The following is a 13,308-nucleotide window of genomic DNA, read 5'->3' on the forward strand; positions in this document are numbered from 1 at the left end:
CGTTTTTAGGTTAGAACTTTAGGTTTACTCCCATTGTAAAGGACTTGGTCAATGGAAAAGCGCCATAATCTTCTCCCGGAGTCAAACTATTGGTTGTAATGCTACTAACCTCAGGGTTATAGCCCAAATAGTCCGTAATGGTAAACAAGTTGGTACCGGTGATATAGAAACGTAGTTTTTGGATCTTGCTACCGAACAGGTTGTCGGTTGGCAAGGTATATCCGAGCGTTACATTTCGTAAACGGACATAGGATCCATCCTCAACTTGGAAAGATGATGGTCTTTGATTGTTTCCGTGGTTACCACTTCCCCTGTCCGCTCTTGGAACCCACCCATTTCCTGGGTCGGAGGCCGATCGCCAACGATCATTGAACACCGCATAGGAGTTAAAGTTGGCCTCTCCGTTCAACAGGTGTCTTCCGGTAAGGTTGAGTATCTCATTGCCTTCGACTCCTTGGATCAAGAAACTGAAATCAACTCCTTTAAAGCTAAACTTGTTGTTGATACCCCAAGTGAAATCCGGGAAATAGCTGCCGGTAACCGTTCTATCATCAGGGGTGATCTGTCCATCACCGTCGATATCTTTGAATTTAAAATCCCCAGGACCTGGATTCGGGGCCTGTGTATCGAAAGGTGCATTGTCAATTTCCTCTTGGGTCTGGTAAATACCCTCCACAACATAACCATAGTAGCTACCAATAGGGTCACCTACCCTTGTTACGTGGCGAATACCTGCACTACCCGTGGAATAAATGGGTTCATTGCCTTCATTCAACGCCAACACCTCATTTTTGTTGGTAGAGAAGTTGATATCGGTATCCCAGCTAAAATCACCTACAAAGTTTTTGGTACTCAGGGCAATCTCAAAACCTTTGTTCTGGACCTTTCCAAGATTTCTCAATGTAGTCTCAAAGCCAGATACGGAGGAAATGGCCACGTTCAACAATAGATCCCTTGTAGTGGTATCATAGTAATCTGCCAATAAGAATATCCTGTTGTTGAAAAGTCCCAATTCCATCCCCACATCCACTTGTTCGGATTTCTCCCATGTCAAATTTGGGTTTGGGATAGTGGATTGGACAATTCCGTTCACCTCGTTGCCTGCCAAGTTATAGTTCTGGGGAGACAATAGCCCCACGGCACCATAATTTGGTATTTCAAAGTTCCCTGTCTGCCCCCAACTCATTCTGAGCTTCAGCTCTGATATGGTTTCAGAAGATGCCAAGAAAGACTCCTCGTTCAACCTCCACCCTACGGAGAACGAAGGGAAGTATCCAGTTTGGTTGTTCTTGCCAAAACGGGAAGATTTATCGGAACGGATGGTTCCTGTAAAGAGGTACTTGTCCTTAAAACTATAGTTGACCCTGAACAGCGAAGAGAGCAAGGACCATTGTTCCTTCACCGATGTTCCGGCATATACCTGTCCACCACTGATGGTGGTCACCAAATCATCAGGATAGTTGTTGGCAACAACCCTTTCCAATCTTACATTGTCTTTTTGGGCCGTATATCCCAAAACGGCATCCACATAGTGGTCCCCTATTTCCTTTTTCCAGCTCAATGTGTTCTCCCACAACCAATTGGTCTCTGTCGATGTAGAGGCCTGACCATATGGATTTCCTACAGTGGAATTCCGTAGCAATAATGTATTGGCCCTATAAAAATCCTGGTTGAACAAATTGATGTACACACCTCCCAAGGTTTTAAAACTTAGGTCGGGCAAGATATCATAGGTCAGCCCTAGGGTTCCTCTGTTCTGAAATTGGAATATCTGATCCTCCACTCCCTCAATGATCGCCAAGGGGTTACTTGCAGTAGTGGTTCCACCTGCCAAATGGGATTGGTTGTCCAATTGATTGATGGTACCGTCCGCATTGTATGGTTTTACCACGGGGGAATGCACTATGGCCGAGTATACAATTCCTGGAGGGGTCGCAAAGTATGGTGAATTGGCCGGAACCCTTTGGTTTTCGGTTACTGTAGGGGCCAATCGAAGATCTAGATTCAATTTCTCGGTCAATTGGGAATTCAGGTTCATCAGCACAGAATACCTTTCAAATTTTGATTTTTCTATGATTCCGTTTTGGGAAAAATATCCTGCGGAGGTATAGAAACTTGTTTTGTTCCTTATCGGGGAAGCATATGAGAAATTATAGCTCTGTACCACTCCTGTCTTGAAAATCAAATCTTGCCAATCTGTATCGGTACCATCCCAATTCACATAAGAAGCGGGCATTTCATAGTTGGTATTTCCTCGTTCACCTGGTCCAATGGGATCATCGGCCGAAGCTCCTGGAAAATCCACCAAATAGTTATTGTTCCTGGCATCCCTTGTATAATCTATAAGTTCTGCGGAATTCATCAAATCTATCTTATTGGCAACCGATTGGATACTCACATAAGAATCGAAAGAGAATACACCTTCTTCGGTACTGGACCCTTTTTTGGTCGTGATGAGCAATACCCCGTTGCCCCCTCTGGACCCATAGATAGCAGCCGCACTGGCATCTTTAAGCACCTGCATGGATTCAATATCATTGGGGTTAAGGGTTCCCAGTGGATTGATGGTCGGTGGTTGGAACGCCTGTGACTGGTTGGACAATGAGCCCAATTGACTGGATGATGTAAGGTTTCTGGAAATTGGTATTCCATCCACAACGAACAATGGGTCGTTGCCAGCGGAAATGGAACCTGAACCCCTGATCCTAATATTGGGGGCAGCTCCGGGCTCACCGGAGACTTCCTGTACCTGTACCCCAGCGACTTGACCGATCAACGCGCCTTCCGGCGTAATTGTTGGGATACTTACAATCGCTTCTGGTTGAATGGAAACTACGGACCCTGTTACTTTTGTTTTGGCCAGGGTACCATACCCAACAACCACCACTTCTTCCAAAGCGGCTGCATCGGGTTCCATTCCAACAGTGATGGAGGTTAGGCCAACAACACTGACCTCCTTCGGCTTGTAGCCAATATAGGTTACCTGTATAACGGTTGTCCCAGAGGGCAATGACAGTTCAAATTTTCCATCAAAATCTGTAGTTGTTCCCACCGTCGTCCCTTTGGCAATGATGCTTGCTCCAGGCAAAGGCACCCCATTTTCGTCCACAACTGTCCCTGAAAGCATGGATTGGGGGTCTTGTACCTCTATCTTTTTTTGGGGAATCAATGAAGGAAGGGTGGGCTCGCCAATTTTTTTGATGACAATTTGCCTAGCAACCACTTCATAACTCAATCCTGAGCCCTTGAGAAGTTGTTTCATAAAATCCTCAATGCATAAATTCTTATGGAAAATGGTCACCTTTCGGTTAAGGTCGACCTCCGAGGCTTCATAAAAAAATTTGTATCCTGTGGATTTTGTAATGGTTTCAAAGATGTCGCCAACTTGCCGGTTTTCAAAGCTCATGGTGATGACATCGTCTTGTGCACAATTGGTAGCATTGCCAAAACTGAAAAAAAGCAGCAAGGACAAACAACACAATACATTCTTACTGAGCTTTTTGGCCCAGGCACATATGGTTTGGTTTTTTTTCATGATTAAATTAGTCTAGTCAGTTAGTATTCTTTTTTGGTTTTTTTAAAGTGTTTCACATCATAGGCACTACTGTTTTTTGGGTTCTGTTATTGTTATCGTGTTTCCTTCTTTGGAATAGCTAAAATGGGTATGGGCCTGTATGGTCCTCAGGATACGGTCCAGGTCCTCCTCATCGAACATCCCGGTGAACCTACGTTCTCCGAGCCTTTCGTGTTTGTTGACAATCTTTATATTGAACTGTCTTTGAAGTCTTTTGATGATTTCCGACATTTCTTCGTTCTCGAAGGACAGTACACCTTGCGTCCAAGAAATGTATGGGGTCACGTCCACATCCTCAATGACGAATAGCCCCCCACTGCCTTCCCTGCTCGATGCCCTTTGGGATGGTTTGAGCATCTGTACATCCCCAGATATGGTCTGATCTGTACCACCAATCCCGACCGAGCCTTCCACAAGCACAACTTCTGATATGCTGTCCTCATCATAGGCCGAAATATTGAACACGGTACCAAAAACCTGGGTGTACATATTTTTGGTGCCTACGATGAAGGGTTGGTCTGGATTTTTGGCCACTTCAAAAAATGCCTCCCCTTCCAACTGTACCTCTCTTTTGTCCACTCCAACAAATGAGGATGGGTATATAAGTGTGGACCCTGAATTGAGTCGTACCACCGAACCATCTTGCAACGTCAGGGAAAGACTTTTTCCAAAAGGCACCCTAAGCACATTTTTCTTGGCATTGGGCCTTGCATTGGTTTCGTTGTTCTGGGACAATACCCCTTTTACCAACGAAACCACAGTTTTGCCTGTTTTGCTCTTTACGGTGGCATCACTGTCCGGGTCAAAACTTATGATTTCCCCATTGTCCAATTGAAGGGTTATCTGGTCGGAATCCAATTTGGGTTCCAAAACCGATGTTGAATTTTTGGAAAGAATAAAATACGCTGATGAGGCAACGAGTAAAATGATAGCGGCCGCATATTTATACACGTGTTTGCCCAGATGGAAGACACGGACCTTTTTGCTTTCTTTTTCTTTGATGGTTTCCAAGAATTGTTTGAAAGCCTCTTCTGTTTCCCATGAACGGTTTTGATAGTTGATAAGAAAGTCGGCTTGAACCAATTTTTTAAAGACCTCTTGGTTGTTCCCTTTCTTTACCCATTCATATAAAATGGTCATTTCCTCAGGGGTAGCCTCTTGGTTGATGTACTTGGTAATAATCCTCCTGATATCGAGTCTGGTCATTGGATATGTAATTATCTCTTTACTAAACAGACGCGGGTTTTTAAAAAAACCCTTACTCTATCATAAAATTTTAACATTTAAAATATGGAAACATCCCGTTCTTCCTTAAAAAGGATAGAAGAAATACAATTGAAAATCGTGGGTATTGGCCTAGAAAAATAGGGAAAGTTGTGCCTTTAGTCGTTTTAGGGCCTTGGCCATGTGCACCTCAACCGTTTTTATGGAGATATGGAGTTTTTCGGAAATTTCCTTGTATTTGAGCCCCTCTTTTTTGCTGAGCATAAATACGATTTTGCATTGCTCCGGTAAGTTTTCTATTTCAGCCTCTACTTTTTTGAGCCGTTCCTCAAAAAGGGAAGCATCGGTCTCCATCATTCCAAGATAGGCTTCTTGTTTTAGGCTCTCCAATAGCTGAAACTCTTTTTTCTCTTTTCTTTTACTGTCCAAAAAAAGGTTGTAGGCTATCTTGAACAGATATTTTTTGAGGCTGTTCTCTTTGATATTGAGCTTGTCGCGATTGGTCCATAACTTTATGAATGCCTGTTGCGCAATATCCTCCGACACCTCCAAATCCCCCGTAATGGCAGCAATGTAATTACAAAGCTCCCGATGGTATTGCTTGAACAAATGGCCATAGGCTTCCTCTGAGCCTTTTTTTAGCTGCTCAACGAGGTAATTTTCGTTATGATAGCTCTTTGGGTCCATTTTGTTTTTTTAAACATTGTCCAGCATTGATCTGGACAAGTACATATCATCTTAAATTCTGCGGTCTATCACATGTCTGGCTTCTTCCACTTGAACAGTATCCATGGTAAGATGCCTCCATCTGTACCTGCTGGAAAATTCATGGGTTTTCCCTTCTACCACATCTGCGGCCATGGGTCCCAGTAGCGGTGCCATCTTCAATCCGTGTCCACTTCCCCCCGAACTCACGGAAAGTCCTTTTACGGTTGGGTGGTTATCTATCCAGAAATGCCCATCCAATGTGTCCGTATACAAACACCTACGGGTATACACCAATGGGGCATTTGCCAATTCAGGAAAAGACTCCCTTACAAAAAATCTCATCTCTTTTACTTCTATATCTGTAACTTGCCTGTCCCCCATTTCGGGATCTATTGTATTGCCATTGGAATGCTTTGCAATCTTGACAATTCCCTGTTCCTCCAAATAAGGAAACCCATACCATCCTGTATTGGAGATGTCCGCCGTAAACACCGGAAAGCGATCTCCTCTGAACTTTTTTGCGTCATGGGGCCTCAACCAAAAAACCGGGTGGCCTGTAGCCTTCATGTAAGGTTGAAGTTCTGGCAACAATAACGGGGTATGTGCCCCGGCTGCTACCACTACATGGTCGGCTCCAAATTTTTCGTTCCCCGATGTCTTCACCCCTTTCACAGAATTATTCACAATATCAAACCCATTCACCATCTGCCCTTCATGAATGTGCACCCCAAGTTCCTTGGCATAGCCAATCAAGGTCGTTAAGGCCAGCGTTGCATTTGCGTAACCTCCCACTTGGTTATAGATGGCCTCCGAATAGGTTTCCGCATTTATGGCAGGAAATCTTGTTTTGATATCCGAGGCCGATAAATACTCCACATCGTATCCGTTGTCCAACAATTCCCCATAGCTGTACTTTTCAAATCGCTGATCGCCGCTTTCCATGCTTTTTTTACAGAGCATCAAAAAGCCCACTTCGTGATACAGCTTCACTCCAAAGAAATTGTTCCACTCCCGCCATAGTCCAATGGACCTTTCGGCCATCCTAAAATATTCCCTGTCCGATCCGTATTCCATACGCACCGCTTTGGTAACATCTGTTGAAGCTGCCATGTGGTGCGGTACTGAATCTGGGTTCAACAAACCCACTTTATACTTCCGTCTGGCCAGTTCCACAGCTGCGGTAACACCAAATATTCCTCCTCCCACAACAAGGACATCGTACGCTTTCATGCTTCTCTTCTTTTGACTTGAACAATTTCAACCCATAGTCATCACAACTTAGAAACGTGGGCATATTCCCTAATGTTTACATGTTTTGCAACTATCCTTTTATCAATGACAATTAGGTCCCCGAATGAATAAATATTCAACAAATTATAAAAAAAACTTTAATTGGCATCACTAAGATTGTTTTTTACAATAAAGCATTATTAATATTGCTTTTTAATTTTCATTATCAATTCATTTGACTAACTTGCTAATTATGAGCATACAACAAATCAAGGATATCTGTATTTCGAAGCTTTCCCGAAAAAGAAAATTGGTCATCCAATATGCATTGGATTTTCCAGATAAGGTTGTCCTGATGCGTATGGAGGAATTTGCCCATCATTTGGGAGTCAACCCAGCTACAGTGGTCAAGGCCTGTAAAGCGGTTGGCCTTAATGGATTTTTTGAACTGAAGGAACTCTTGAAACAAGAAGTCCAGCTGACAAGGGTGGATTCAGTCTTTACGGGAATGATCCGAGAAGTGAAGTCCCAGGACAATCCCCAAAAAGTGGCCCAAGATGCCATTTTGGGGGACATCATGATGCTTCAAAAAACGTATGAGGCCATGGATTTTGAGGTCATGGAAAAAATTGCACGTGCCATTATCAGCTCCAATCACACTTACATTGTTGGGCTGGCACACATTGGCCTGGTCGCCAAGTATATGGAGCGAATCTGTAGGTCTGCGGTACCCCAGATACATGCCAGTACCGAATACCATGGCGAACTTTTCCTGAACATGGATCATTTTAGCGACAAAGATGTCGTGGTGGGGATTTGCTTGGATAAATGTCAGAACCAGACCATAGAAGCCCTAAAATTTGCCAAGCAAAGAAACGCAACGACCGTAGCAATAGTGGACAGTAACCTCTCCCCTTTGTTGGAATATAGCGACCTTTTCATTCTGATCAATAGTTCCCATAGCTATTACTTTGGCGCAATGGTTGGGGCATATAGCGTGGTGAATGCCATTTTTTATAGTATGGCCAATATTCTCAAAGAAGAGACTGTTGCGCGTTTCAAGTTTTTTAGGGATATGTCCGAAAAGCAGAACATCTATAAAATCTAAAAATCGATGTATGTGTGGTTGTCCTGTGAAAGTCAATATCGCGCTCCAATGTATCCAACAGTCAAGGCTAATGAGTAATTACCTTGGGAATAACTGGAGAGTGCTACTAATTTTATTTTTGCTGGTTTTTCCAAACATTACTGCTTTTTTAAGTACTGTTCGTCAGACACCTTTTCCATCCAAGTGACGACCTCTCCGTTGACTTCTTCCTGAATGGCAATATGGCTCATGGCCTTTTGGGCAGATGCCCCATGCCAATGCTTTTCATTGGGTTCAAAATATACGATGTCGCCTGGGCGGATCTCTTCTATGGGACCGCCTTCTTTCTGGATCCACCCCAAGCCAGATTGGACGATCAAGGTCTGGCCCGCTGGGTGTGTGTGCCAAGCGGTCCGGGCGCCGGGAGCAAAGGTTACCAAGGCTGCCGCTCCTTTGGTGACGTTTTTGACATTTTGGTACAAAGGGTCAACGATCACATCTCCAGTGAACCATTCATCGGGTCCCTTCATGGATGGGACATCCCCATTTCTAAAAATTTTCATGTTTCTAATTTTATATATTGAACACTTCTTTTTGTTTCACTGCCATCAAGAATACACGGGAAACTTGCTGGCTTCTCCATAATCCTTGATTTTTTCCAGGCCTTTAAGGATTTCCATATCGGCATCGGTAATGGCAAAATCCAGGTCGGCATTGTTCTTCATATGGGCCGGGTTGGCTGTTTTTGGCAATGGCAGCAAGCCAAGTTGAAGATCGAACCTGATGCCCAACTGCGGTATGGATACCCCATATTTGTCCGCCATTTGGGCGACCTCATCATTTTTGAACAGCTCGCCATGTCCAATGGGCGAATAGGCCTCCACTAGGATATCGTTCGTTTTGCAGAACGCGATCAATTCTTCGGGAACATTGGTGATATGGGCCAAAATCTGATTGACCATGGGTTTTACCGAACCGTTTTCCAGAATGTTCTTCACATCCTGTATCTCAAAATTGGAAAGTCCGATGGCCTTGATCTTTCCGGCCTTATAGGCTTCTTCCAACGCTTTCCAAGCTTGAAGGTTTCCTTCAAAAAAGCGATTTTCCCCTTGGTATTGTTGCCATGGTTTTGGGCTATGGATGATCATCAGGTCAACATAGTCCAGCCCCATGGTCTTTAAGGAACCGTCAATGGATGCCACGGCTTCATCATACGATTTCACCTCGGCTGCCAGTTTGGTGGTGATGAACAGTTCTTCCCTGTCCAATCCACATTCCCTGATCCCTTTGCCCACACCTTCTTCATTTTGGTAGGCCTGGGCAGTATCGATGTGGCGATATCCGAGCTGAACAGCATCTTTTATGGCCTCTACCACGGCTACGTTGTCTATGAACCAAGTGCCTAGTCCCAACTTGGGGATTTCCACGTTGTTGTTCAGTGTATAGTTCTCTTCTAAAATCATAGTTCTATTTTTATTTGACAAATAGGGCATTGAACAATTATTCTTATTGTGCCCAATAAATATTCGGTTGGCTTACTAGTTGCCGTTGTACTGTTCATCAGTCACGGCTTCCATCCATTCCACCACACCTTTCTCGGTATTGGGAACGATATACAACTGTTGCATTCCCTTGTCGGGACTAGCCCCATGCCAGTGTTTCGTATTGGGCGGACATTTGACCACGCTTCCTTTTTTAAGGATTTCCTTGGGCTGCCCCTCTATCTGGTGAAAACCTTCACCATCCGTAATAATCAAAATTTGACCGGCGGGATGGATATGCCAATTGCTCCTGGCCCCTGGCTCAAAATATACATTCCCCACCAATGTGGTATACGTGGAATCCATCATCACCAAACCGTAATTATAGGCATTGCCTGTAAAAGTCTTGGGCGACCCCTTTTGTCCCTGCGGAAAAATAGCATCCACTTCTTTGGCATGCTCCACTGCCACCACCTCTTGGCGCCCATCAGTTTCCTGCTTTGGCTGCTTACAACTCAGGGCTACTATAAAAATGGCCGGTAATAGGATCGGAACTACTTTTTTCATTTTTTCGCTTTTTTTTGGATTATGTGCTATAAAGTTGATGTTTGAAGTCCTACGAAGCCCAATGGCCCCTAAGGCTTTAAGTTCGATGGAAAAGGTGGTGCAAACTTCTTTAACACCCGATTAACAATCTTTACTTCAACAAGTTACAAAATCTTAAACGGACACAAATATGAAAATCAAAGCAAAGGTTAAGAGATTCAAACCTTATGAAAACTGTGGTCCTTTACATGATACCATGGACTGAATCGGGAAAAATCTATTCCACGACAACCTCAAACGTAACAGGCTTCTTACCAGCTTCCCGGAGTTTTTCAATACCGTTGCCATCAATCCTTCCGAGGCTTATCAATCCTGAGGAATAGCCAAAGTCCTTATAGAAAATGGCCACATCCCCCCATGGAGCATAATAGGTAATATCGCCCTTACTTGGGTCGTACCCTCCCGGAGCCCCATCTTTGGTCAACTTCCGTTCTGGGTAAAAGATTTTTTCATTGCTGGCATAATCTTCCAATTCCGTAGTAATGGGAAGCATGGAGATAAAGTCCCTGGCTGTTGGATTGTCATACAAAGTGGCGGTAATCTCCGTATCCCCAAATGAAATTTTGAGTTTCATATCCATGATCATTGTCTGTTCTGTTGATGACTTTCCTCCCTTGTCCGAAAACAAGTAAACTATTGCGAATACTCCCAATAATACAACAAAAAAAATCTTCATCATATTGGTTTTTAGGAATTTAATTCAACTATCAGAGAAAAAATGTCATGGCCAATTTTTTATTGGCCATGACTCCATCATCAATCATCAATCCTTTACAGCGCAGCTGCAAAGAAACTTTTCAACTTGTCAAAAGGGATGACATTCACATTATCATAGAGGTCGGTGTGTACCTTTCCAGGTATGATCATCAATTCCTTGGGTTCACTTGCCGCCTTGTAGGCATCCTCGCTGAAATAACGGGAATGTGCATTTTCCCCGGCGATCAACAATACTGGTCTTGGGGAAATTTCCTTGATATAGGTCATGATCGGCATGTTCATCAAGGAAATGGGTGTTGTGATTGTCCAAGAACTGTTTGAATTGATGGACCTTGGGTGAAAGCCCCTGTCCGTTTTGTAATAGTCAAAATACCCTTTCACGAATTCGGGCTCATTGCCTTCGATTTTCTCGGGCAGTCCCAATCCTGACAATGCGGAATTCCCACTTTCGGCATCTTTCCAACGCTGTTGGCCCATCTGCTCTAACATTTGTGTGCGCTGTTCCGGTGTGGTGGAATCAAAATAGCCCTTGGCATTCACCCTCGACATATCGTACATACTTGTAGTGGCGACTGCTTTTACCCTTTTGTCCACTGCCGTTGCATTGAGTGCGAAACCTCCAAATCCACAGATGCCGATGATACCCAATTTGTCCCTGTCAACATTTTTCTGAAGTCCCAGAAAATCAATGGCCGCACTGAAATCTTCCGTGTTGATGTCCGGAGATGCCACGTGTCTTGGTTCACCTCCACTTTCCCCTGTATAGGATGGGTCAAAGGCCAATACCACGAACCCACGCTGAGCCATTTGGTTGGCGTACAGCCCAGAAGCTTGCTCTTTGACCGCCCCGAAGGGACCACTGATGGCCAAAGCGGGTAATTGTTCATTTCCATTGCTCTTGGGGACATATAGGTCCCCTGCAAGGGTGATTCCGTAACGATTTTTGAATGTTACGGCCTGTCTTGATACCTGATCGCTGAGATAAAAAGTATATTCATCTGCTGTTCTATTCATTTTACTTGATTTTTGATTTGAATTTGATTGGCTGAAAAGTGTGCTCTGCACAAGCAATCCCACCATTAAAAAAGATACTATACGTTTCATTCCTTGTCTGCTGTATTAAATTGATTTCACCTTTTTGGCAGGTATGCCCGCCACGACCGTCCGATCTGAAACATCTTTGGAAACCACGGCACCAGCGGCCACTACCGAATGTTCTCCAATAGTGACACCGGGCAGTAGGGTTGCACCACCTCCGATCCAGGCCCCTTTCTTGATATGGATGGGCTTTGCCATCAATGTTTTTCTGGAATCGACCTCGACAGGATGTGTTTCGGACAAGAGGTTCACCCTGGGACCGATCAGTACATCATCTTCTATGGTAATGCCCCCCAAATCCAACATCTGGCAATTCTGGTTGATGAAAATGTTCTTTCCCAACTTTACATTCAGCCCATGATTGGAACTGAGCGGGGTGTACAACGTGGTACTGGGGTCTACCTCATAGCCGACCAAATTGCTCAAATGCCTACGGATATCCACAACGGTCTTTGAGGAGTTCATCTCCACCAAAATGGCCATGGCCCTTTCCGAGGTTTCAGTCAGCTTGAAAAATTCGGGATCGCTATAAGGGATTTCCTCGCCCTCGATCAAGCGCTGAAAGATGTCCTTTGTCGTATGTTCCACTGTTTTGTTGTCCATTTTCTTTGTTTTCAAAAGAATATGGTACAAAGGTATGGCGGCAGGAAGCCCTAGTGATAACGATAATCAGATCAAAGATTAAGAAAATCAAATATGTTAAGCCCGCACAGCCTTTGGGGTGGTCCCTGTGAGCCTTTTGAAGTAGTTGTTGAAGTAGGTGGGGTAATCAAAGCCAAGGGCATAGGCAATCTCGCTTACGTTCCAATTGGTATGTTGCAGAAGGGCCTTTGCCTCGGTGACAATCCGCTCAGAAATATGTGTGGAAGTGGATTTTCCGGTCACTTCCTTGATGGACTTGTTGAGATGGTTCACATGCACCGAAAGATTGTCCGCATAGTCCTGTGGAGTCCTTAATTGCAATGGAGTTTCTGCGGTCTCGATGGGAAACTGTCGCTCCAAAAGTTCCAGGAACACGTTGGTCAACCTTGAGGCCGCACTCTGGTGCTGCGCATAGTTTTCCGAGGGCTGCATCTTAAGGGCTTCATGCAGGATCAAGTGGATATAGTTCCTGATCAAGTCGTCTTTAAAAGAATAGTCTGTCCGTTGCTCCTCGATCATTTTATCAAAGATAGCGTTGAGAAAAAGACGTTGATCTTCACTGATCTGGAGTACCGGGGTCCCGCCCAAACTGAACAGCGGCGATTTCAAAATACTGTCCGATCGTTGTGATAAGTTGAGGAATTCCTCTGAAAACAAACAGGTATAGCCAACATAGGTGGTTGAAATGGTTTCCCAGGAATACGGAATATGGGGGTTGCCAAAAAACAGAATAGTGCCCTCCTGTTCAAAACTCCTGTTGGAATAATTGATGATACTTTTCCCCGTGGTCAAACAGATCTTGTAAAAATCCTTTCGGCTATAAATCTTGGTAGCACTACTATCCTCTTCAATCTTGAACACATTGAAGCCTTTTAACCTCAACTCATTATTAAAAGGGGATACAGATCTTTCAGTTTTTGTTCTCATGACACAAAGTTAAG

12 protein-coding genes are annotated in these 13,308 nt (G+C 44.1%); 1 reads left to right on the plus strand and 11 read right to left on the minus strand.

What is annotated here, in order from left to right; all coding sequences use genetic code 11:
* Window positions 1–10: 10 nt before the first annotated feature.
* The 4 genes from DB398_RS15380 to DB398_RS15395 all read right to left on the minus strand — a co-directional run bounded on the left by DB398_RS15380 (window position 11) and on the right by DB398_RS15395 (window position 6,736).
* Window positions 11–3,535, minus strand: a complete 3,525-nt coding sequence (locus tag DB398_RS15380) for a TonB-dependent receptor (protein ID WP_108425338.1) — start codon at window positions 3,533–3,535, stop codon at window positions 11–13.
* A 66-nt stretch (window positions 3,536–3,601) separates the two neighbouring features.
* Complete coding sequence (locus DB398_RS15385; RefSeq protein ID WP_108425339.1) at window positions 3,602–4,780, minus strand: FecR family protein; 1,179 nt, start codon at window positions 4,778–4,780, stop codon at window positions 3,602–3,604.
* 150 nt (window positions 4,781–4,930) lie between these two features.
* Window positions 4,931–5,485 carry an RNA polymerase sigma factor gene (locus DB398_RS15390; protein WP_108425340.1) on the minus strand — a complete coding sequence of 185 codons (555 nt, stop codon included), beginning with the start codon at window positions 5,483–5,485 and terminating at the stop codon, window positions 4,931–4,933.
* A 51-nt stretch (window positions 5,486–5,536) separates the two neighbouring features.
* On the minus strand, window positions 5,537–6,736 hold the full coding sequence (locus DB398_RS15395) for an NAD(P)/FAD-dependent oxidoreductase (protein ID WP_108425341.1): 1,200 nt from the start codon (window positions 6,734–6,736) through the stop codon (window positions 5,537–5,539).
* Between the two features lie 253 nt (window positions 6,737–6,989).
* On the opposite strand from DB398_RS15395, the gene DB398_RS15400 reads away from it, so the two are divergent.
* The gene (locus DB398_RS15400; RefSeq protein WP_108425342.1) at window positions 6,990–7,844 is read left to right on the plus strand and encodes a MurR/RpiR family transcriptional regulator; all 855 of its coding nucleotides are present in this window, start codon (window positions 6,990–6,992) and stop codon (window positions 7,842–7,844) included.
* Between the two features lie 137 nt (window positions 7,845–7,981).
* Here DB398_RS15400 and DB398_RS15405 read toward each other — a convergent pair whose 3' ends face one another.
* The 7 genes from DB398_RS15405 to DB398_RS15435 all read right to left on the minus strand — a co-directional run bounded on the left by DB398_RS15405 (window position 7,982) and on the right by DB398_RS15435 (window position 13,294).
* A complete protein-coding gene (locus tag DB398_RS15405; RefSeq protein WP_108425343.1) occupies window positions 7,982–8,386 on the minus strand; it encodes a (R)-mandelonitrile lyase in 405 nt (134 codons plus the stop codon).
* 45 nt (window positions 8,387–8,431) lie between these two features.
* Window positions 8,432–9,286, minus strand: coding sequence for an aldo/keto reductase (locus tag DB398_RS15410; protein WP_108425344.1), 855 nt, complete (start codon window positions 9,284–9,286; stop codon window positions 8,432–8,434).
* A 75-nt stretch (window positions 9,287–9,361) separates the two neighbouring features.
* Window positions 9,362–9,871: a cupin domain-containing protein gene (locus DB398_RS15415; RefSeq protein ID WP_108425345.1), complete on the minus strand. Its 510-nt coding sequence runs from the start codon at window positions 9,869–9,871 to the stop codon at window positions 9,362–9,364.
* A 256-nt stretch (window positions 9,872–10,127) separates the two neighbouring features.
* On the minus strand, window positions 10,128–10,484 hold the full coding sequence (locus DB398_RS15420; protein ID WP_108425367.1) for a cyclophilin-like fold protein: 357 nt from the start codon (window positions 10,482–10,484) through the stop codon (window positions 10,128–10,130).
* A gap of 197 nt (window positions 10,485–10,681) precedes the next feature.
* Entirely contained in the window at window positions 10,682–11,641 is a 960-nt protein-coding gene (locus DB398_RS15425) for an alpha/beta hydrolase (RefSeq protein WP_234416343.1), read from the minus strand.
* A 105-nt stretch (window positions 11,642–11,746) separates the two neighbouring features.
* Window positions 11,747–12,328 (minus strand): DapH/DapD/GlmU-related protein, encoded by a 582-nt coding sequence (locus tag DB398_RS15430; RefSeq protein ID WP_199913421.1) that lies wholly within the window; start codon window positions 12,326–12,328, stop codon window positions 11,747–11,749.
* Between the two features lie 96 nt (window positions 12,329–12,424).
* The gene (locus DB398_RS15435) at window positions 12,425–13,294 is read right to left on the minus strand and encodes a helix-turn-helix domain-containing protein (RefSeq protein ID WP_108425347.1); all 870 of its coding nucleotides are present in this window, start codon (window positions 13,292–13,294) and stop codon (window positions 12,425–12,427) included.
* Window positions 13,295–13,308: the final 14 nt, after the last annotated feature.

Source organism: Flagellimonas amoyensis (assembly GCF_003058265.1).
GTDB classification, from domain to species: Bacteria; Bacteroidota; Bacteroidia; order Flavobacteriales; family Flavobacteriaceae; genus Flagellimonas; species Flagellimonas amoyensis.